We start from the raw sequence: 19,193 nt of genomic DNA, 5'->3' as shown, positions 1-19,193 counted from the left end.
CCACCGCGTCCTCGTACCGGAAGGCGGCCTCGGCGCTGGCGAGGTACCACTCCCACATCCGGCAGAAGCGCTCGTCGTAGAGGGCGGCGGCCTCGGCGCGGTGGGCGAGGAAGCGGGTGCGCCAAGCGCTCAAGGTCTCGGCGTAGTGCAGCCGCAGCACCTCGGCGTCGGCGAGCATCAGCCCGGCGCGCTCGATCGCCGGCATCATCTCGGACAGGGTCGGCAGATGGCCGCCGGGGAAGATGTAGCGGGTGATCCATGGGTTGGTCGGCCAGGGCACGCCGGTACGGCCGATCGTGTGCAGGAGCATCACCCCGTCCTCGGCGAGGCGGTCGTGCGCGGTGCGGAAGAAGGCGTCGTAGTGGGCCGGGCCGACATGCTCGAACATGCCGACCGAGACGATGCGGTCGAAGGTGCCGTGGGTGGAGCGGTAATCCTCCAGCGCGAAGCGCACCCGGGTCGACAGGCCGCGCTCCGCCGCCCGCGCCTGCGCCACCCTTTGCTGCTCGGCCGACAGGGTGATGCCGCGGACCGACGAGCACCCCGCCACCCCGGCGAGATAGAGGCCGAGCGCGCCCCAGCCGCAGCCGATATCGAGCACCCGCTGGCCCGGACCGGCGAGGAGCTTCGCCGCGATGTGGCGCATCTTGGCGGCCTGCGCCTCCTCCAGGCTCAGGCCCGGCGTCGCGTAATAGGCGCAGGAATAGAGGCGGTCGGCGTCGAGGAAGAGGGTGTAGAGCCGGTCGTCGAGATCGTAGTGGCGCTCGACGTTGCGGCGCGAGCGCAGAAGCGTGTTGCGGCCGGCGATCCGGCGTCCGAGGCGGCGCAGGGTCGTGAGCGCCCGCACCTGCCGCAAGGACGGCTCGCCGTGGTTGCGCCCGAGCAGCACCGCCATCAGCTCCGGCAGGCTGCCGGCTTCGAGGATCAGGCGACCGTCGGTGAAGAGTTCGCCGAACTTGAGCTCCGGATCGAGGAGCAGCTCGCGCTCGGCGGCCGCGTCGGCGAACCGGATCGCTGCCGCCGGGCCGTCCCCATCCCCGGCCCGGAAGCGGCGGCCGCTCGCCGTCGTCACCGTCAGGGTCCCGCTCAGGCCGCTGACGATGAACGCCTTCTCCAGCAAATGATCGAGGACCACGCCGCCACCTCGTGAGACACGAAGATGCTCCCTCAGTGTGGGAAGTTGTCCTGCGGCGTGACGGCGTCAAGATCGCTGGATCGGCGTAAGTACCCGCGTGCCTTGCATCTTTCGCAGGTCAGACCTGTGGTCGGGCGCAGCAACGCGCCCGACCCTTCCTCTTACTTCCCTGAGCCGAACACGCGCTGGAAGATCGTGTCGACGTGCTTGAGGTGGTAGCCGAGGTCGAAGCACTCGGCGATCGCCTCGGGCGTGAGCGCCGCGGTCACGTCCTTGTCGGCCTGGAGCAGGGTGAGGAAGTCGCCCTCGCCGCGCCAGACCGGCATCGCGTTGCGCTGGACCAGCCGGTAGGCGTCCTCGCGCGACACGCCGGCCTGGGTCAGCGCCAGCAGCACGCGCTGCGAGTGGACGAGGCCGCCGAGACGGTCGAGGTTGCGCTGCATCTGCTCGGGGTAGACGAGCAGCTTGTCGACCACGCCGGTGAGGCGGGCGAGCGCGAAGTCGAGGGTCACGGTGGCGTCCGGGCCGATCATCCGCTCGACCGAGGAATGCGAGATGTCGCGCTCGTGCCAGAGCGCCACGTTCTCCATCGCCGGCAGCGCGTAGGCGCGGACCATGCGGGCGAGGCCGGTGAGGTTCTCGGTCAGCACCGGGTTGCGCTTGTGCGGCATCGCCGAGGAGCCCTTCTGGCCCTCGGAGAAGTACTCCTCGGCCTCCAGCACCTCGGTGCGCTGCAGGTGGCGCACCTCGATCGCCAGCCGCTCGATCGAGGAGGCGACGACGCCGAGCACCGCGAAGAACATCGCGTGCCGGTCGCGCGGGATGACCTGGGTCGAGACCGGCTCCGGCGTCAGCCCCATCTTCTCGGCGACGTATTCCTCCACCCGCGGATCGATGTTGGCGAAGGTGCCGACCGCCCCCGAGATGGCGCAGGTCGCGACCTCGGCCTTCGCCGCCACCAGGCGGGCACGGGCGCGCTCGAACTCGGCATAGGCCTGGGCGAGCTTGAGCCCGAAGGTGACCGGCTCGGCGTGGATGCCGTGCGAGCGGCCGATGGTCGGGGTGAGCTTGTGCTCGAAGGCCCGGCGCTTGAGCGCGGCCAAGAGCCCGTCGATGTCGGCGATGAGCAGGTCGGCGGCCCGGGCGAGCTGCACGTTGAGGCAGGTGTCGAGCACGTCCGACGAGGTCATGCCCTGGTGGACGAAGCGCGCCTCGGGCCCGACGATCTCGGCCAGATGGGTCAGGAACGCGATCACGTCGTGCTTGGTGACGCGCTCGATCTCGTCGATGCGGGCGACGTCGAACACCGCGTCGCGGCCCTTCTCCCACACTTTCGCGGCCGCCTCCTTCGGCACCACGCCGAGCTCGGCGAGCGCCGTGGTGGCGTGGGCCTCGATCTCGAACCAGATCCGGAAGCGCGTCTCCGGCGACCAGATCGCCGTCATCTCGGGCCGGCTGTAGCGGGGGATCATCGTCGGGGCTCCTGCTCGCGGGGGCGGGGGAATGATGCCGCGACGGCTATGGGATGCGGGGCGAGAAGGCAAGGAAGGGGGAGGGCCCGCGGGCGGCGCGGATCGCGGCCACGCATCCGGCTCATGGTCGGAGGTTCGTTCGCCGCACGGTCCGGCACCGCCCGTCCAGCTCGTCCTGGCCCGGCTGCCCCACTTTATCCCCAGCCGCGGCTTTTCGGGCCGGTTCGATAAAATTCGAGCCAATGCCGCAGCCCGGGTTCAAGGGGCGGACGCCACAGTGTCGGTGTCGTTCAAGCAGCTCAAGACAATCAGGCTGGAAACAAAGATGTTCGATCGTCTCTCGTTCGGCGCGGCCGCGTTGCGTAAGGTCGCGATCGTGACGGCGGCCGCGCTTCCTCTGATGAGCCTCCAGGCGCCCGCGCAGGCCCGCGATGGCGGGGCCATCGCGGCAGGGATCATCGGCGGCCTCGCTCTCGGCGGGCTCGCCGCCGCTGCTGCCGCGCAGGCGCAGCCGCGCTACGCCTATCCGTACCCGGCCTACGGCTATCGTCGGGTCTATTACGCGCCGGTCCGGGATTGCTGGATCCAGCGCCGGCGCGCGCGGGACGATTTCGGGAACGTCTATTACCGGCGGGTGCGCGTCTGCGAGTGAGGTGATGGCCGCACCGCAGGCCCCGGGGCGGCGCCGCGAGGCGTGCCGACGGAGGCGGGATCGCCCGGTCCTGCCGTGAGGCGGGCCGGGCCGATCGGCGACGCGGTCAGAACCGCAGCGTCAGCCCGCCATTCACCGCGTACCCGTCCCCGCCCGTCCGCGCGAAGGTGGTGCCGCCGGTGAGCGTCAGGCTCACCCCCGGCGTCACGTCGGCGGACAACCCCGCCTCGACGAGGCCGTAGGTGCCCCGCGCGCCGCGGCCGAGCGGCGTCAGGATCGGCAGGAGCGGCGTCGAGGTGAGCGAGGTGACCAGGGTCCGGCCGCCGTCCAGGAATTCGTGCTCGGCCGTGACGTTGACGAAGGCCCGCACCGGCAGGCCGACGAGGCTGAAGGGCGCGGCGCGCAGCTGCATGCCGGCGCGGCCGACGAGGGACTCGAGGCCGGTGGCGCCGACGGACTGGGTCAGCACCGGGTCGCCCCGCTCGGTATAGGCACCGACCCGGGTGGTGGCGTAGGTGAGGCCGACGATCGGGCCGAGGCGGACCGGCCCGAAGGTGTCGAACAGGTAGCCGGCCTTGGCCGCCACCGCGACGCTGTCGCCCCCCGCGGCGGCGCTGAGCGGGTCGATCACGCCCGGGCGGGTCACCGCGTAGTCGTGGCGGCCGTAGGCCAGGACCGCGTCGGCGAACAGGTTGGTGCCGGTGAACGAGCCGTAGGCGGCGAAGCCGTAGCTGTCGACGTCGATCGTGCCGCCGCCGCCGCGCAAGGAAGCGTGCGGGTTGGCGTAGTTGAAGGCGAAGCCGAAGCGCACGCCCGGCGCGGGCGTGGCCTCGATCCCGATCGTGCCGCTCGGGCTGTCGTAGTCGTAGCCGGTGGCGAAGCCCCGGGTCGCTCGGCTGCCGCCGGCATAGCCGCCCTGGCCCCAGACGATGAGCGGGCTCGCGGGTGCGCCGAGGGGCGCGACGCCGGTCGCGCCGAGCGCGCCGGTCGCCTCGCCGGGAGCGGGGGCGAAGAGCCGGTAGGCGTCGAGGCGCTGGAGCAGGGCGCCGGCGAAGCTGGTGGTGCCGATCTGGCCGAGCTCGGCCTGGGCCGCGATGCCGTTCGGGGCCGCGACGGCGTTCGCCATGTAGCGCGACAGGACGAGGTAGCCGCCCTCGGTCAGGTGGACCCCGTCGAGGGACAGGTAGGTGTTCTGCACCGCCTTCGGGGCGCCGATGCAGGACGGGACGAGGGCGCACGCCGCGGTGGCGTTGACGAAGCCATAGCGGCCCGGATCGGCGATGATGCGCTGGAAGATCTGGCCGTTGTCGAGGAGGAAGATCCGGGTGCCGGCGGCCGCATAGGGCGCGAGGCCGGCCTGGAGGCCGTCGAAGTAGGTGCGGGCGAAGAGGTCGGCCGCGGCGGCGTTGCCCGAGCCTGCGACCCGCGGCAGGCCGTTCAGGGTGGTGAAGCCGTTGAACACGATCGTGCTCGCGCCGGCGCCGACGAGCTGGCCGACGCTGCCGACGGCGTTCGCCGCCGAGCTCCGCCCGAGGAACGGCGCCTGGGCGCTCGTCAGGCCGCTCAGCGCCGCCCCGATCCCGTCATTGCCGCCGATGTTGATGGCAACGAGGTTGCCGGGGCCGAGACGCTGGCCGCTCGCCAGGAGCGCCGCGACCTCCTGGGTCAGGCCCGGCAGCAGGGGCGAGCTGACGTTGCTGGTGCCGGTCTGGGCGCCACCGACGGCGTAGTTCGCCACCGCACCGTCCGACAGGCCGTAGATCGCCTGCAGGCCGTCGACGAAGTTGGCGCCGTTGGAGTAGCGGCCATTCAGGTAGGGGGCGGGGAGGGGGCGGCCGGTGAGGCGGACGATGTTGCCGGTGTCGGCGTAGCTGTCGCCGAAGACGGTCAGCCCGGTCACCCCCTGCGCCGCGGCGCCCTGGATCCCTGCCAGGGCCGTGCCGGCGAGCCACGCCGCGACGATGCGCGCCCGGCGCAGGCGCCCGAAACCCGTCTGCATCCCTCGTCTCCCCCAAGCCCGCGGCGTCGCGGCCCCGCTTCGGCGTTCGGCATGGGGCAGGGACGGGGCGGCGCGGTCAATGCGCGACCGGTGGGCGATACCGGGGCGAAAACAGGAAGCGCCGGCCCTGTGGCGCGGGAGCGACAGGGCCGGCGCCTTCAGGTCTCCTCCACCCGGGCCCAGCCGTTCGGCATCAGCCGTTCCTGGGGGGTGAACTTCGCCTTGTACTGCATCTTGCGCGAGCCCTCGACCCAGTAGCCGAGGTAGAGGTACGGCAGGCCGAGGCTGCGGGCGCGCTCGATGTGGTCGAGGATCATGAAGGTGCCGAGCGACCGCTCGGCTTCCGCCGGATCGTAGAACGAGTAGACCATCGACAGCCCGTCCGAGAGCACGTCGGTGAGGCAGACGGCGACGGGCGCGCCGGTGCCGCGGCCGTTGATGGCGGTGTCGGGCCCGCGCCGGCGGTAGACCACCAGGTGGGTCTCGACGTGGCTGTCCTCCACCATCATGGCGTAGTCCAGCACCGTCATGTCGACCATGCCGCCGTCGCCGTGGCGGGCGTCGAGGTAGCGGCGGAACAGCGCGTACTGCTCCGAGGCCGGGCGGTTGGCCTGGGCCTGGCCGACGAGGTCGCGGTTGCGCTTCAGCGCCCGGCGCTGGCTGTCGCTGGGCCTGAAGTCGCCCACCACCACCCGCACCGAGATGCAGGCCCGGCAGGTCTCGCAGGCCGGCCGGTAGGCGATGGTCTGCGACCGGCGGAAGCCGCCCTGCGTCAGGATCTCGTTGAGGTCCCGGGCGCGCCGCCCGACGAGGTGCGTGAAGACCTTCCGCTCCTGCTGCCCCGGCAGGTAGGGACAGGGCGAGGGCGCCGTGAGGTAGAACTGGGGTGCGTCCCGCGGATGGCTGGTCACGCTTCGTATGGCTCACAGGCAGGTGGCCGGCGCGTGCGCCGCCGGGAAGGACCAGGATAGCACCGGCGCGGCCCGTCTCAACAGCCGGGCGGCGCGCCGGTGACGAATCCTGCGATTTAAGCGCGGCAGGGCGTCGAAGGTTGCACCCTCACGCGTCGCGCACCACCGCGAGGTCGATGACGAGGTCGTGACCCATCCGACGGTCGGCCCGCAGCACGCCGATGCCGATGTCGACGAGCCAGAGCAGGAAGGTCGAGAGCGCGACGTAGAACAGCAGCGCGTGGACCCCGGCGGTGATCCAGTCCACCGGCCCGCCGGTCCCGGCCCGCACCGCCCGCAGCCCCAGCATCCGCATGCCGAGAGTGCTCTGCCGCGACCCGCCGACCGTGATCGCGCTGTAGATGACGCCGCTCGCCGGCAGGATCGCGTAGAGGGCCCAGCCGACCCCGAAGGTGATGACGCCGAGGAGCGAGATCGCGAGCCACAGCAGGCAGCTGAAGCCGAAGATGAACACGATGTCGAGCAGGTAGGCCATGAAGCGCCGGGAGAGCGACCCGTGCGCCACCAGCACCGGCGGCCCCGCCCAGCCCGGCCCGGTCGGCGGCGCGTAGCCGCCGTAGCCCTGTTGGTAGGAATTGCCCTGATAGGGACCGCCTTGCCAGGAATTCGCCATCGCACGTCTCCGCCACGTCGCCCGCCGCATAAGGTGGGCGTGGCCGCGGCCCGGCTCAAGGGTGTCGGCGGCGGTGCCGCGAGCACTACGGCAGGATTTCGCACTTGCGTCATCCCGGCCCGGTTTCGTGCGTTGACAGCCATGTGCCGTTGCGCACGTCGGCTTGAATAATTCGGGATTAAACTGGATTTTACTTTGTGTGCGTCGGCGCACATCAAGGGAAGCCGATCGCGTTCAAGGTCCCGATATGGAAAAAGCCTGCCCCAGCCAGCGGGGCGCATTCCAGATCGAGGAGAGAACGATGAGAAAGCCGATCCTTGCCGCCGTCGTCATGGCCGCCACCGCGCTGCCCGCCCTCGCCGTGTCGGGCGCGGCCTGGGCCGATGGAGGGGGCGACGGGCGCATGCCGGCGGGCGGCGCGCATATGAGCAGCTACGTCAACCATCCCTACCACGACCCCCGCTCCGGCCATTGGCAGAAGCGCGGCACGGGACAGCTGCTCGGCGCTCCCATGATGGCCGATCCGGGCACCAGGCTGCTGCCGCGCGGCTCGGGTGTGCCGGCCTGGGCGGTGCAGCCGGGGCGCCGCTGAGCCGCCCCGTCCCGGCGGGCCCCGGGACGGGGCCGCCGGGACGGAGGGCGGAGACGGCGCGCCGTCTCCCGTCGTCGAGGCCCGGTCGCCGCGGGTGCCGGGTGACCTCGATATCGTAGCGGCACGATGCAGGATCTCGCAGCGTACGTTGTTCCAGCATCAAGCAATCCTTTCTCGCTGAAACAATTCCGCGTTGACCGTCCGGGCCGTCGCGAGCAGATTGACCCTGGGATAGGATGAGCCGTTTGATCTAGATCTAACATTTCGTCTTTGAATAAAGACAATAAAACCGTGAGAGCGGTAATCAAGGCATGGGAGACGCTCTTGGAGATGCCGTACTCGAAGGCTTGGCAATGGAATCGCGGTGAGATCCGAGGCGTCGCCGTTGCCGGCATGCTGCCCGAGGACACCGCTCGCGAGGCGTCCGGACGGGGTGAGGCCTCGGGTGCGAGGTCGCGCGGTCCGCTCCGGCGGGGTCTCGCGGCCGCCTGTCTCGCCTGGGGAGTGTCCTGCCTCGCCGGGTCCGGCCCGGCCGAGGCCGGTTCCGCCGCCCAGCCCGGGCAATCGGTCGGGCTGCCCGTCGGTGCCCAGATCCCGCACGGCCTCTACTGGATCACCGCGACGAATTTCGGTGTCCGCCAGACGACGCCGGGCGTGACGCCGCTCAACGTCAATACGACGACGCTGGCATGGTCGACGCCGTGGGAACTCGCCGGCGCGCGGGTGCAGTTCTTCCTCGGCGCTCCCTACTCGGCGGTCGCCCCACAGGACAGCGCCTGGCAGAGCGGCTTCGGTCAGCCGCTGCTGGCCGGCCAGCTCGCCTGGGACCTCGGCAACGATTTCGGCTTCAGCTACCTGCTCGGCGGCTACTTTCCGAGCCAGACGCGCTTCACGACCCAGACGTCGTCCCTGACGCACCGGTTCGCGCTCAGCTACGTCGGTAACGACTGGAACCTGACGGCGCACCTGTTCTACGGGCACTTCCTCGGCGACCGGCCGCCGCCAGGAGCGGTCTATCCCGACTACATGAACCTCGACCTGACGGCGACGCGCAACTTCGGCAAGTGGCAGATCGGGGCCGTGGCGTTCGGCTCCACCGACCTGCCGACGGGCGTCGCGAGCTATCGGCCGCAAGGGCAGATCGCGGTGGGCGGGCTGATCGGGTACAATTTCGGCCCGGTGAACCTGCAGGCTTTCGTCACCCGCGACGTGATCGACCGCAACTACGGCGGCCGCGACACGCGGGCGTGGCTGCGCGCCATCGTGCCCCTGTACCAGGACAAGCGCGAGGCCGCGCCGAACCGTACCCTGGTGACACGGGAGCAATCCCAGTGATCCCCGTCGAGCCCCGCCCGGCAGCGGGCGGGGGGCGGACGGTGGCGCGAGCCTGACGCCCCGGGCCGTCCCAGCCCGGTCAGCCCCCCGTCGCCGCCGTCCCGTGCGGCCCGATCCGCCGCGGCTCGAGCCCCTCCCGGCCGAGCGTGTCGAGGATCTCGGCGGTATGGCCGGGGCCGCGGGTCTCGATGGTGACGTCGATCGAGACGCTTTTCGCCGGCACGTCGAGGTGCAGGCGGCCGTGCGAGACCTCCAGGATGTTGGCGCCGAGCTCGCCCAGCCGCCCCGCCACCCGGCCGAGCACGCCGGGCCGGTCGCTCGCGGTCATCCGGAACGAGATGATGCGGTCCTCGCGCTCCAGCTCGCGCACCATCACCGAGGCGAGGAGGCGGGCGTCGATGTTGCCGCCGCAGAGCACCAGGCCGACGGTGCGGCCGGCGAACAGGTCGGGCCGCGCCAGCAGCGCGGCGAGGCCGGCGGCGCCGGCGCCCTCGGCGAGGCTGCGCTGGAGCGTGGCGTAGTCGTGCACCGCCCGCTCGATCTGCGGCTCGTCGACGAGGACGATCTCGCGCACGAGGTCGCGGATGATCGGCAGGGTCAGGCGGCCGACGGTCTTGACGGCGATGCCCTCGGCCAGCGTCGGGCCGCCGATCGGCCGGTCCCCGCCATCGATGGCGTTGAGGAAGGAGGGGTAGAGCGCGGCCTCGACGCCGTAGAGCGCCACCCGCGGCCGCAGGCTCGCCCCGATCGCGATGCCGCTCATCAGCCCGCCGCCGCCGATCGGCACCACCAGGCAGTCGAGGTCGGGGGCGTCCTCGAGCATCTCGAGGGCGATGGTGCCCTGGCCGGCCATCACGGCGGGATCGTCGTAGGGGTGGACCAGCACGAAGCCGTGCGCCGCCGCCAGCCGGTCGACGCATGCCGCCGCCTCGACCAGGGTGTCGCCCTCCAGCACCACGGTGGCGCCGTGGGCGCGGGTGTTCTCCACCTTCACCAGCGGGGTCGTCGCCGGCATCACGATGGTGGCCGGGATGCCGAGGCGCCGCGCGTGGTAGGCCACCGCCTGGGCGTGGTTGCCGGCCGACATCGCCACCACGCCGCGGCGGCGCTCGGGCTCGGAGAGCCCGCTCAGGCGGTTGACCGCGCCGCGCTCCTTGAAGGCGCCGGTGGCCTGCATGTTCTCGTGCTTGACGAGGACCCGCGCCCCGGTGAGCTCGGACAGGCGCGGCGCCGGCACCAGCGGCGTGCGCAGCACGTGGCCCCGGATGATGCGGGCGGCCCGGACGACGTCGTCCGGGGTGATGGCGTAGGGCTGGCTCAACGGCGACCTCCGGGACGCCGCAGTGTAGAAGCCGCGCGGTCCCGCGTCAGCCCGCCCCCGGCTCGGCCAAGGCCGCGTCGGGCGTGTCGAGATAGTAGTGCTTGAGCAGGTAGAGCGCCGCGCCGCCGACCGGGCCGCGGTCGCTCGTGAGGCCCGAGAGGTCGGTGCGGCTGAGCCCCGAGAACTGGCAGACCGCGTAGCGCGGCACGGTGCTGCGGCCCTCGCGCTCCTGCGCGAAATCGATGCGGACGCTGCGCTCCTGCGGGCCCGCCGCCGTGCGCAGCACCGTGACGCGGGCCCCCGCCGGCACCAGGGTCGGCAGCGCCCGCCGGCAGGTTCGGGCCTGCTCGGGGTCGAGGCTGCCGGAGCAGGCGGCGAGGCTCAGCAGGGCGGCGAGGAGGCCGAGGCGGCGTGGCCTCACCCCTGGCGCAGCCGCTGCGCGACCCGCGGGGCGAAGTAGGTGAAGATGCCGTCGGCGCCGGCGCGCTTGAAGGCGGCCAGGCTCTCCATCATGGCGCGCTCGCCGTCGAGCCAGCCGTTCTGGGCGGCGGCGGCGATCATCGCGTACTCGCCCGAGACCTGGTAGGCGAAGGTGGGCACGGAGAACGTCTCCTTCACCCGGCGGATCACGTCGAGGTAGGGCATGCCGGGCTTGATCATCACCGAGTCGGCGCCCTCGTCGAGGTCGAGGGCGACCTCGCGCAGGGCTTCGTCGGTGTTGCCGGCATCCATCTGGTAGGTGCGCTTGTCGCCGACGAGGGTCGCGCTGGTGCCGATCGCGTCGCGGAACGGGCCGTAGAAGGCGCTCGCGTACTTCGCCGCGTAGGTCATGATCTGTGCGTCGCGGTACCCGGCCCGGTCGAGCCCGGCCCGGATCGCGCCGACCCGGCCGTCCATCATGTCGGAGGGGGCGATCACGTCGGTGCCGGCCTCGGCCTGGATCAGGCTCTGCTCGACGAGGAGCGCCACCGTCTCGTCGTTGACGATGACGCCGTCCTCCAGGAGTCCGTCATGGCCGTGGCTGGTGTAGGGGTCGAGGGCGACGTCGGTGATGACGCCGATCTCCGGCACCGCCTTCTTCACCGCCCGCACGGCGCGGCAGACCAGGTTGTCGGGGTTGAGCGCCTCGGAGCCGGTGGCGTCGCGCAGGGCCGGGTCGATGTAGGGGAAGAACGACAGGGCCGGGATGCGCAAGGACGCGGCCCGCTCGGCCTCCCGCACCGCCTCGTCGACGGAGAGGCGCTCGACACCGGGCATCGAGGCCACCGGCTCGCGGCGGTTCTCGCCCTCGATCAGGAACAGCGGCCAGATCAGGTCGTCGACCGTGAGGGTGGTCTCGCGCACCAGGCGGCGCGACCACTCGGCCTTGCGGTTGCGCCGGGGGCGCTGCGTCAGCCCGAGGGACGCCGGCTCGGTCCGGGCGGCTTCCCGGGCGAGCGGCCGGGGCATCGGCTGGATCTGCGACATCCGGGGTCGTGCCTCCTCGCGGCCCGCTCCGCGCCGGGCCTGGTTCTTCGTCGAATTCGTCCAATCCGCAGGTAGCACAGTCCGGCGGACGTCAGAACCCGGGCAGAGGTGCAGAGGAGGACAGTGCGCGCATGGCTGGGTCGCACGGGAGATCCCTGGGCGAAAGATCCCTGGGCAAAAGATCCCTGGCCGGGAGGCCCGCGGCTCGCGCGGTCTCGCCGGCGCGGAGCGCCCAGCGCCGTTGACGGGGCGGGCCGGGGCCGGTTAACCGCCCTTAACCGGGAGGAGCGGCACCATGGGCGACGCGGGCGTGACGGCGGACGGCACGGTCTTGTGCGAGCGGCGGGGCGCGGCCGGCCTCATCACCTTGAACCGGCCGAAGGCGCTCAACGCCCTCAACCTCGAGATGGTGCGCGCCATGCGCAGCGCCCTGGAGGCCTGGGCGGCGGAGCCGGCGGTCACCCGGGTGGTGGTGCGGGGCGCCGGCGAGCGGGCGTTCTGCGCCGGCGGCGACATCCGCCGCATCCACGAGGAGGGGAGGGCGGGGCGCTATGCCGAGGCCGAGACCTTCTTCCGCGAGGAGTACGAGCTCAACGCGCTGATCCAGCGCTACCCCAAGCCCTACGTCGCGCTGATCGACGGCATCGTCATGGGCGGCGGCGTCGGGGTCTCGCTGCACGGCTCGCACCGGGTCGCGGCGGAGCGCACGACCTTCGCCATGCCGGAGACCGGCATCGGCTTCTTCCCCGATGTCGGCGCGACCTACGCCCTGCCGCGTCTGCCGGGCTTCGTCGGCACCTACCTGGCGCTCACCGGCGAGCGGATCGGGCAGGGCGACGTCCTCGCCTTCGGGCTCGCCACCCATGCGGCACCGGCGGCGCGCTTCGAGGCGATCATCGAGGCTCTGGCCGCGGGCGGGCCGGTCGACGGGGCGCTCGCCCCCGGCGAGGCGCCGGCCCCCGGCCCGCTCCACGCCGAGCGCGCCCTGATCGAGGCCTGCTTCTCCGCCGGCAGCGTCGCCGAGGTGCTGGTGCGCCTCGACGCCGCCGGCACCGCGTTCGCCGCGGCGACCGCCGCGACGATCCGCACCCGCTCGCCCACCAGCCTCAGCCTCGCCCACGCGCAGATGCGCCGGGGCGCCGACCTGTCCTTCCCGGAGGCGATGCGGCTCGAGTACCGCATCCTGTGCCGCATCCTGCGCGGGCACGACTTCTACGAGGGCGTGCGCTCGGTGCTGATCGACCGGGACGGCCGGCCGGACTGGCAGCCCGCCACCCTGGAGGCGGTGCGGGCGGCGGACATCGAAGCGCATTTCGCGCCCCTGCCCGACGAGCCGAGCTTCACCTGACCATGCGCTCCTTGAGCAAGGTCCGGGGCGGCCCCCGGCGGGCCAGACCCGAGGAGGCGGCCGACCGCATCGAGCGCCGGGCCCCGCGGCCCGAGACGCGCTGGGACGTGGTGCTGGTCTGGCTGATGCGGATCGTGGCGGTGGTCTGGATGGTCAAGGGCCTGAGCGCCTGGGCCGAGATCCTCGGCGCCCGCCCGAACGCCGCCCCGTTCGAGACCGCGCCGATCGGGCGGCAGGCGGTGATCGTCTATTTCGGCGTCATCAACCTGCTGGCGGCGGTGGGCCTGTGGCTCGCCACCGCCTGGGGCGGGGTGGTCTGGCTGCTCGCCGCCACCTCCGCCATCGTGCTCGCCCTGCTCACGCCGCAGCTCCTGCCGATGACTCTGCCGAGCCTCGCCTTCGACGGAATGATCATCCTGGTCTACTTCGCCGTATCCTGGCTCGCCTCGCGCGAACTACGCTGAAGCTCAACCTTTCTCGAAAGTGAACGATCTGCTTCATCTTCGGTTTACCGACAGAGGTAAATCGAGAATTTATCCTGTCGTTTAAACTCACATTCACGGGGTCCGCCTAATTTGAACCCATAAGCGGAGCGGGAGACACCGCCGAGCACCCCCATACAGTGAGGCGTTCCCATGAAGACCCAGGCGACGAAGGTGGCGCAGACGATCTCCGCTCCCGAGGCCGAGCAGACCGTGCGGCCGCACTACCTCGAGGCGCTCCACCTCGTCGAGCGTCTGCACCGCCGCCTCCTCGACGTGATCAAGGACGAGTTCGAGCGCCGGGGCCGGGAAGACGTCAACAGCGTCCAGGCGCTGCTCCTCTACAACATCGGCGACAAGGAGCTGACCGCGAGCGAGCTGCGCACCCGCGGCTACTATCTCGGCTCCAACGTCTCGTACAACGTCAAGAAGCTGGTCGAGACCGGCTACCTGCACCACGCCCGCTCGAAGACCGACCGCCGCTCGGTGCGCATCAGCCTCACCGACAAGGGCCGCGAGGTGCACGAGATCGTCCGCGGGCTCTACGACAAGCACGCCAAGACGATCCAGCCGATCGGCGGCATCTCGGAGGACGATTTCGGCCGGCTCAACCAGGCGCTCGCCCGCCTCGAGCGCTTCTGGACCGACCAGATCCGCTACCGGCTCTGAGACGCGCACCGCACGACGCGACCGAGCCCGCCGGCGGCCCATCACGGGCCGCCGGCGGGCTCGATTGCTTTCGGACGGGAAAAGCTCGCGGTTTCGCGAGCCGGTCGCGCGCCTAATTGACGAAGGCCCGGCTGCGGCTGTCGCGCGCCCGCACGGTCGTCATCGGCAGGTGGAAGACGCGGCGTTGATGCTGGTCCTCGACCCGGAAGGCGCTCTGCTTCCAGTCGAAGGCGGCCTCGCCGTCGTCGAGCAGGCCAGCCGCCAGCTTGGCCGCGACTTCCAGGGCGTCGGCGGGGCTCTGCAACTCAATCCCTTCGGGGTCCTCGATGAGGCGGCGTCCCGACTGGAAATGGAAGTAATAGACGGTCATCACGGGCTCGGCGGGCGATTCGGCCGGATCTATGCCACAAAATCTGGAAAAGTGCGATCCGCCAATGGCAGAAACAGGTATTCGGGATTCGGGTTTCAGGATGTCGGCGTGCCGTCCGAGAGGATCAACTAATATTTCAATTTTTAGTCCAAGACACGGAAAAAATTCTCTTTTGACAATAAATGGCTCAACGTCACGGGCACGCTCGATTAGATGTGAGCGCAAAGTTGTCACACGCGCCCCTGCGTCTCCGTCCGGTTCCAGACCTTGCCGCGCCGAAGCCGATCTCGCCGGCGTCTGTCGGTGGACGCCGAGAGACCTGGTCGCGCGACCAGCGACGTCCTGACGCGCCCCGCAGGAGGTTGCGCAGCCCGACCGAGCCTGGCTCCCGCCGACCGACACGGACTCAGCCCCAAACGAAGAAAGCCGCCCGAAGGCGGCTTTCCGGTTTCAAGTCCTGGAACGAGCCGGGATGGTCAGGCGCGCAGGCGGGTGCGGACCTCGCCGAGGCTGCGACGGACCAGGTCCTGGGCGGCGTCGCCGCTGACCTTCTCCCGCAGGATGGTCTCGGAGACCCGCACGGCGGCTTCCGCCGCGGCGGCCCGCACGTCGGCGGCGGCCTGGGCCTCGGCCTGGGCGATCTTGGTCTCCGCGGCCTTGGTCCGGCGGGCCACGAACTCGTTCAGGCGGGCATGGCCCTCGGCGGCCGCGGCCTCGGCCTCGGCGCGGGCGTTGGCGACGATCTCGGCGGCCTCGCGCTCGGCCTCGGACCGGCGGCGCTTGTAGTCCGCCAGCACGGCCTCGGCCTCCTCGCGCAGGCGACGGGCCTCGTCGAGCTCCTTGCGCACGCGCGCGCCGCGCTTGTCGAGCCCGCCGATGATCTGGTCGAACAGGCCCATCTTCCAGGCGATGCCGCAGAACACCACGAAGGCGACCGCGACCCAGAACTCCGCATCGAACAGCATGTCGTGATCTCCTGCGGCTCAGTGCACGGTCTGGGGACGGCCGCTCGCGGCCGCGCGGTCGTAGGCGGCCTCGACGGCGCCGCGCTCCGGCACCTGGCCGGTCAGGCGCTCGACGATGGCGGTCGCGGCGTCGGCGGCCACCTCGCGCACGCTGCTCATCGCGGTGGCGGTGCGGCTGCGGATCTGGGTCTCGGCCTCGGCGAGCTTGACGGCGAGGTCGGCCTCGAGCGACTTGCGGCGCGTCTCGGCCTCGGCGGCGAGCTGGTCGCGGGTCGTCTGGGCGATGCCCTTGGCCTTGTCCTGCGCTTCCTTCAGCGCGCGCTCGTAGGTGTCGCGGGCGGTGTCGGCCTCGGACTTGGCGCGGGCGGCCTGGTCGAGATCGCCGGCGAGCCGGGCCTGCCGGTCGTGCAGGATGCCGGCGATCTGCGGCAGTGCGATCTTCGACATCAGGTAGTAGAGCAGGCCGAAGGCGAGCGCGAGCCAGAGGATCTGCGCCACGAAGGTGCTGCTCTCGAACGGCGGGAAGCCGCCGCCGTGCTCGGAGGCCGGCTCGTGAATCAGCCCCTCCTGGGTGGGGGCGGGTGCGTGTGGCTGCGCCATGGTGTCGTCCGGGTGTGGGGGAGACGAAGCGCTCCCGCCGAGCGCTCGGCCGGGCCGGCCGTCGCGCCGCCACGCCTCGCGGGCGGCGGCTGCACGAAACAGTCTGAGGCGGCCCGCCTAAGTGCCTCTCACGAAACTCCCGCTGCATGGCCGCCGCAACGAGCGGCGCCGGTGGTCGGGAGTTGTGTGAGGTGCACTAACGCGCGCGCACCGGAGCCTCGCGGGAAGGCCCGGTGCGCGGGTGGACCACCTCTTGTCAGGTAATCCTCGCCGGAATCAGACGGCGAACAGCAGCAGCAGCGCGACGAGCAGCGAGAAGATGCCCAGCGCCTCGGTCAGCGCGAAGCCGAGGAGCAGGTTGGCGCGCTGGCTGTCGGCCGCGGAGGGGTTGCGCAGGGCGCCGGCGAAGAACTGGCCGAACAGGTTGCCGAGGCCCACGGCGGCGCCCGCCATGCCGAGGCAGGCGAGGCCGGCGCCGATGTACTTCGCAGCAACGGGATCCATCGTGGTGCTCCTAAGGTCGTCTAGTCGTCTGGCGGGTGGGATCCGGCCGCGACACGGCGAACCGGGGTGGGAAGCTCGGGTGAGGCGATCGCGGGCGGGAGGCGGGGCCGGGATCCGGGACGATCCGGGACCTCGGCGCCCCGGCCGTCAGTGGCCCGGATGCAGGGCGTCGCTGAGGTAGATCGAGGTCAGCGTCGCGAAGACGTAGGCCTGCAGCACCGCGACCAGCATCTCGAGGGCCGTGACGGCGACCGAGAGGGCGAGGGGCAGCGGCGAGAGGATGCCCCAGACGCCGGCGGCGAGGAGGGCCGGGACGAAGCCCGCGAAGATCTTCAGCGCGATGTGGCCCGCCAGCATGTTGGCGAAGAGACGGACCGAGAGGCTGATCGGCCGGGAGATGAACGACACGACCTCGATCACCACGATCAGCGGCTTGAGCCAGCCGGGCACGCCGGGGGGCACGAACAGGCCGAGGAAGTGGGTGCCGTGGGCCATGAAGCCGTAGATCACCACGGTGAGGATCACCACCAGCGCCAGCATGAAGGTGACGATGATGTGGCTGGTCACCGCGAAGGCGTAGGGGATCATCCCGAACAGGTTCAAGAGCAGGATGAACATGAACAGGGAGAAGACCAGCGGCACGAAGCGCTCGCTGCCGTGGCCGGCCGACTGGTGCACCGTCTGGCCGATGAACTCGTAGAACACCTCGGCCAGGGACTGCGCCCGGCCCGGCACCACCGCCCGGCTCTTCGTCGCCCAGATCGTCAGGAGCGCGATGAGCCCCACGGCCAGGAACATGTACAGCGCCGACTGGGTGAAGGCGATGTGCTGGTGGCCGATATGCCCGAACGAAACCAGCGGCTTCAGCTCGAACTGGTGGATCGGATCCATCTTGACGGCCATGCCGGTCCCGCCCCCTCGTGTATCGCTGCCGCGGGTTCCTCCCGCCGCGCTGCCAATCCGTGCAGGCGGATGCACGGCATCCACCGGATGATCAAGACCCTGGCGGGCCTTTCTTCGTGTCCGCGGCCGGAAAAAATCCGGAAACGCGCATCACGTTGTAGATTCCGGCCGCGAAGCCCAGGACGAGCAGGACGATCAGGCCCCAGGGCTTGGTGCCCAGGAGACGATCGCAGCCCCAGCCGAGGAGGCCGCCCGCCAGCACGCCGGCCACGAACTCCGTGGACAGCCGCATGGCGACGCCGAGGGACGAGGGCTGGCCGCGGTCTTGACGCGACGAAGGATCGGAGGCTGCCGCGGGGCGCTTCCGGTCGATCTGCATCTCGAGACGCTTGAGCCTCGCGGAGAGGTCGTCGTCGGGGGTCGGGCCCTCACCGGCGCCGTCCTTCCCCCGCGGGTCGTTGCCGCTCATGGCGAAAACCTCGCGCGTGAAGGATGAGGAGATCCGGTCCGGCTACCCCCGTCGAGCGGGCGCACCATAGTTTCGCCCACCTTGGGAGTCAAGGCGCCCCGGGACGACGTTAAGTCATTGGACTTTCGACGGATTTCGCACTGCACGCGGAGCGTCCGTCAAACCGTCTCGGCCAGCCGCTCGGCGGTCGCGAGGTCGACCGAGACGAGCTGCGACACCCCCCGCTCGGCCATGGTCACGCCGAACAGCCGGTCCATCCGCGCCATGGTGATCGGGTTGTGGGTGATGACGATGAAGCGGGTGTCGGTGTCCCGCGCCATGGCGGCGAGGAGGTCGCAGTAGCGCTCGACGTTGGCGTCGTCGAGGGGCGCGTCGACCTCGTCGAGGACGCAGACAGGCGACGGGTTGGTGAGGAACACCGCGAAGATCAGGGCGGTCGCCGTCAGGGCCTGCTCGCCGCCGGAGAGCAGCGTCATGGTCTGCGGCTTCTTGCCAGGCGGCCGGGCCAGGATGTCGAGCCCGGCCTCCAGGGGATCGTCGGAATCGACGAGCGTCAGCTCGGCGGTACCGCCGCCGAACAGGGTGGTGAACAGGCGCTCGAAATGGCCGTTCACCGCCGTGAAGGCGGCGAGCAGGCGCTCGCGCCCCTCGCGGTTGAGGCTCTGGATCGCGCCGCGCAGGCGCCGGATCGCCTCGATCAGCTCGTCGCGCTCGCGCCCGAGCTCGTCGCGCCGCCCCTCCGTCTCCCGCAGCTCCTCCTCGGCCCGCAGGTTGACCGCACCGAGCCGGTCGCGGTCGGCCCGCAAGGCGGCGGCCCTGGCCTCGACGACGGCGGCCTCCGGCAGGGGATCGCCCGGCGTCGCATCGGCCAGGCCGTAGAGGCCTTCCGGATTGGTCTCGAGGCTGTCGGCGATGGCCCGGACGATCTCCGCGAGGCGCCGTTCGAGGGCCTCGTGGGCGGCGGCGGCCGCCGCCCGGGTCTCGCGGGCACCCGCGAAGGCGTCGAGGGCCCGGCGCGCCCGCTCCTCGGCTTCCGCCAGGGTCTTCTCGCCCGCGGCGAGGCGTCCGCCGGCCCTCGCCCGGGCCGCACCGGCCTCTTCGGTCGCGGCGGCGAGCCGGCGGCGCTCCTCGGCGAAGGTCTCGGGCGCCTCGGCGAGTTCCGCCTGCTCTTCCTCCGCGGCGGCCAGCCGGTCCTCGAGTTCCTCCAGCACCGCGTCCGCCCGCTCGGCCCGCTCCTGCCAGCGCGCCCGGTCGGCGGCCAGGGCGGCGCGGCGGGCGGCCCCCCCCCCCGCGGCGCGGGCCCGCCGCCGGCGGGGGGGCCCGGGC

21 protein-coding genes are annotated in these 19,193 nt (G+C 71.5%); 6 read left to right on the top strand and 15 right to left on the bottom strand.

Features of this window, described 5'->3' with window-relative positions; all coding sequences use genetic code 11:
- Together VQ02_RS30695 and purB are read right to left on the bottom strand one after the other, a co-directional pair.
- The coding region (locus VQ02_RS30695; RefSeq protein WP_048448046.1) for an SAM-dependent methyltransferase at positions 1-1,135 on the bottom strand (1,135 nt) is incomplete at its 3' end.
- 161 nt (positions 1,136-1,296) lie between these two features.
- Positions 1,297-2,607 carry an adenylosuccinate lyase gene (purB, locus tag VQ02_RS30690; RefSeq protein WP_048448045.1) on the bottom strand — a complete coding sequence of 437 codons (1,311 nt, stop codon included), beginning with the start codon at positions 2,605-2,607 and terminating at the stop codon, positions 1,297-1,299.
- A gap of 283 nt (positions 2,608-2,890) precedes the next feature.
- Between purB and VQ02_RS30685 the strand changes: the two genes are divergently transcribed.
- Complete coding sequence (locus VQ02_RS30685) at positions 2,891-3,259, top strand: hypothetical protein (RefSeq protein WP_425339941.1); 369 nt, start codon at positions 2,891-2,893, stop codon at positions 3,257-3,259.
- Positions 3,260-3,365: 106 nt separating this feature from the next.
- Here the strand turns inward: VQ02_RS30685 and VQ02_RS30680 are convergent, their stop codons facing one another.
- From VQ02_RS30680 to VQ02_RS30670, 3 genes are all read right to left on the bottom strand, one after another.
- The gene (locus VQ02_RS30680) at positions 3,366-5,258 is read right to left on the bottom strand and encodes an autotransporter domain-containing protein (RefSeq protein ID WP_053080615.1); all 1,893 of its coding nucleotides are present in this window, start codon (positions 5,256-5,258) and stop codon (positions 3,366-3,368) included.
- A 158-nt stretch (positions 5,259-5,416) separates the two neighbouring features.
- Complete coding sequence (locus tag VQ02_RS30675) at positions 5,417-6,169, bottom strand: arginyltransferase (protein ID WP_048448044.1); 753 nt, start codon at positions 6,167-6,169, stop codon at positions 5,417-5,419.
- A 148-nt stretch (positions 6,170-6,317) separates the two neighbouring features.
- Positions 6,318-6,842 (bottom strand): RDD family protein, encoded by a 525-nt coding sequence (locus tag VQ02_RS30670; protein WP_048448043.1) that lies wholly within the window; start codon positions 6,840-6,842, stop codon positions 6,318-6,320.
- Between the two features lie 301 nt (positions 6,843-7,143).
- Between VQ02_RS30670 and VQ02_RS30665 the strand changes: the two genes are divergently transcribed.
- Both VQ02_RS30665 and VQ02_RS30660 read left to right on the top strand, forming a co-directional pair.
- Positions 7,144-7,434, top strand: coding sequence for a hypothetical protein (locus VQ02_RS30665; protein WP_048448042.1), 291 nt, complete (start codon positions 7,144-7,146; stop codon positions 7,432-7,434).
- A gap of 330 nt (positions 7,435-7,764) precedes the next feature.
- Positions 7,765-8,769 carry a transporter gene (locus VQ02_RS30660; protein ID WP_245239900.1) on the top strand — a complete coding sequence of 335 codons (1,005 nt, stop codon included), beginning with the start codon at positions 7,765-7,767 and terminating at the stop codon, positions 8,767-8,769.
- Between the two features lie 79 nt (positions 8,770-8,848).
- Here the strand turns inward: VQ02_RS30660 and VQ02_RS30655 are convergent, their stop codons facing one another.
- From VQ02_RS30655 to hemB, 3 genes are read right to left on the bottom strand one after another with little or no spacing between them, the layout of a single operon-like run.
- Positions 8,849-10,090 (bottom strand): threonine ammonia-lyase, encoded by a 1,242-nt coding sequence (locus tag VQ02_RS30655; protein WP_048448041.1) that lies wholly within the window; start codon positions 10,088-10,090, stop codon positions 8,849-8,851.
- A 46-nt stretch (positions 10,091-10,136) separates the two neighbouring features.
- The gene (locus tag VQ02_RS30650; RefSeq protein WP_048448040.1) at positions 10,137-10,511 is read right to left on the bottom strand and encodes a hypothetical protein; all 375 of its coding nucleotides are present in this window, start codon (positions 10,509-10,511) and stop codon (positions 10,137-10,139) included.
- Positions 10,508-11,557, bottom strand: a complete 1,050-nt coding sequence (gene hemB / locus VQ02_RS30645) for a porphobilinogen synthase (protein WP_048448039.1) — start codon at positions 11,555-11,557, stop codon at positions 10,508-10,510. The genes VQ02_RS30650 and hemB overlap by 4 nt, the downstream gene beginning before the upstream one ends.
- Positions 11,558-11,852: 295 nt before the next feature.
- Here hemB and VQ02_RS30640 point away from each other — a divergent pair, with 295 nt between their 5' ends.
- The 3 genes from VQ02_RS30640 (at position 11,853) to ldtR (ending at position 14,056) form a co-directional block, all read left to right on the top strand.
- Entirely contained in the window at positions 11,853-12,905 is a 1,053-nt protein-coding gene (locus VQ02_RS30640; protein ID WP_048448038.1) for an enoyl-CoA hydratase/isomerase family protein, read from the top strand.
- 2 nt (positions 12,906-12,907) lie between these two features.
- Positions 12,908-13,369, top strand: a complete 462-nt coding sequence (locus VQ02_RS30635; protein WP_048448037.1) for a DUF6163 family protein — start codon at positions 12,908-12,910, stop codon at positions 13,367-13,369.
- 171 nt (positions 13,370-13,540) lie between these two features.
- Positions 13,541-14,056 carry a transcriptional regulator LdtR gene (gene ldtR, locus VQ02_RS30630; protein WP_048448036.1) on the top strand — a complete coding sequence of 172 codons (516 nt, stop codon included), beginning with the start codon at positions 13,541-13,543 and terminating at the stop codon, positions 14,054-14,056.
- A 112-nt stretch (positions 14,057-14,168) separates the two neighbouring features.
- Here the strand turns inward: ldtR and VQ02_RS30625 are convergent, their stop codons facing one another.
- The 7 genes from VQ02_RS30625 to VQ02_RS30595 form a co-directional block, all read right to left on the bottom strand.
- Positions 14,169-14,426, bottom strand: coding sequence for a DUF6894 family protein (locus VQ02_RS30625; RefSeq protein ID WP_048448035.1), 258 nt, complete (start codon positions 14,424-14,426; stop codon positions 14,169-14,171).
- A 476-nt stretch (positions 14,427-14,902) separates the two neighbouring features.
- A complete protein-coding gene (locus VQ02_RS30620; protein ID WP_157080881.1) occupies positions 14,903-15,388 on the bottom strand; it encodes a F0F1 ATP synthase subunit B family protein in 486 nt (161 codons plus the stop codon).
- Between the two features lie 21 nt (positions 15,389-15,409).
- The gene (locus VQ02_RS30615) at positions 15,410-15,991 is read right to left on the bottom strand and encodes a F0F1 ATP synthase subunit B family protein (protein ID WP_048448033.1); all 582 of its coding nucleotides are present in this window, start codon (positions 15,989-15,991) and stop codon (positions 15,410-15,412) included.
- Between the two features lie 276 nt (positions 15,992-16,267).
- A complete protein-coding gene (locus VQ02_RS30610; RefSeq protein ID WP_012336551.1) occupies positions 16,268-16,495 on the bottom strand; it encodes a F0F1 ATP synthase subunit C in 228 nt (75 codons plus the stop codon).
- Between the two features lie 147 nt (positions 16,496-16,642).
- The gene (locus VQ02_RS30605) at positions 16,643-17,398 is read right to left on the bottom strand and encodes a F0F1 ATP synthase subunit A (protein ID WP_048448032.1); all 756 of its coding nucleotides are present in this window, start codon (positions 17,396-17,398) and stop codon (positions 16,643-16,645) included.
- A gap of 91 nt (positions 17,399-17,489) precedes the next feature.
- Positions 17,490-17,867, bottom strand: coding sequence for an AtpZ/AtpI family protein (locus VQ02_RS30600; protein ID WP_048448031.1), 378 nt, complete (start codon positions 17,865-17,867; stop codon positions 17,490-17,492).
- Positions 17,868-18,025: 158 nt separating this feature from the next.
- Positions 18,026-19,193 (bottom strand): coiled-coil domain-containing protein (locus VQ02_RS30595; protein ID WP_048448030.1); only part of this gene is annotated, 1,168 nt, incomplete at its 5' end.

This window comes from Methylobacterium variabile (genome assembly GCF_001043975.1).
GTDB classification, from domain to species: Bacteria; Pseudomonadota; Alphaproteobacteria; order Rhizobiales; family Beijerinckiaceae; genus Methylobacterium; species Methylobacterium variabile.
The sequence above is the reverse complement of the archived record's forward strand: the minus strand, read 5'-3'. Positions and strand labels throughout refer to the sequence as shown.

Bases quoted from the DNA above. Each gene is read 5' to 3' on its own strand.
- purB (WP_048448045.1), bottom strand. From the start codon at position 2,607: ATGATCCCCCGCTACAGCCGGCCCGAGATGACGGCGATCTGGTCGCCG.
- VQ02_RS30680 (WP_053080615.1), bottom strand. From the start codon at position 5,258: ATGCAGACGGGTTTCGGGCGCCTGCGCCGGGCGCGCATCGTCGCGGCG.
- VQ02_RS30670 (WP_048448043.1), bottom strand. From the start codon at position 6,842: ATGGCGAATTCCTGGCAAGGCGGTCCCTATCAGGGCAATTCCTACCAA.
- VQ02_RS30665 (WP_048448042.1), top strand. From the start codon at position 7,144: ATGAGAAAGCCGATCCTTGCCGCCGTCGTCATGGCCGCCACCGCGCTG.
- VQ02_RS30660 (WP_245239900.1), top strand. From the start codon at position 7,765: ATGCCGTACTCGAAGGCTTGGCAATGGAATCGCGGTGAGATCCGAGGC.
- hemB (WP_048448039.1), bottom strand. From the start codon at position 11,557: ATGTCGCAGATCCAGCCGATGCCCCGGCCGCTCGCCCGGGAAGCCGCC.
- VQ02_RS30640 (WP_048448038.1), top strand. From the start codon at position 11,853: ATGGGCGACGCGGGCGTGACGGCGGACGGCACGGTCTTGTGCGAGCGG.
- VQ02_RS30635 (WP_048448037.1), top strand. From the start codon at position 12,908: ATGCGCTCCTTGAGCAAGGTCCGGGGCGGCCCCCGGCGGGCCAGACCC.
- ldtR (WP_048448036.1), top strand. From the start codon at position 13,541: ATGAAGACCCAGGCGACGAAGGTGGCGCAGACGATCTCCGCTCCCGAG.
- VQ02_RS30625 (WP_048448035.1), bottom strand. From the start codon at position 14,426: ATGACCGTCTATTACTTCCATTTCCAGTCGGGACGCCGCCTCATCGAG.
- VQ02_RS30615 (WP_048448033.1), bottom strand. From the start codon at position 15,991: ATGGCGCAGCCACACGCACCCGCCCCCACCCAGGAGGGGCTGATTCAC.
- VQ02_RS30610 (WP_012336551.1), bottom strand. From the start codon at position 16,495: ATGGATCCCGTTGCTGCGAAGTACATCGGCGCCGGCCTCGCCTGCCTC.
- VQ02_RS30605 (WP_048448032.1), bottom strand. From the start codon at position 17,398: ATGGCCGTCAAGATGGATCCGATCCACCAGTTCGAGCTGAAGCCGCTG.
- VQ02_RS30600 (WP_048448031.1), bottom strand. From the start codon at position 17,867: ATGAGCGGCAACGACCCGCGGGGGAAGGACGGCGCCGGTGAGGGCCCG.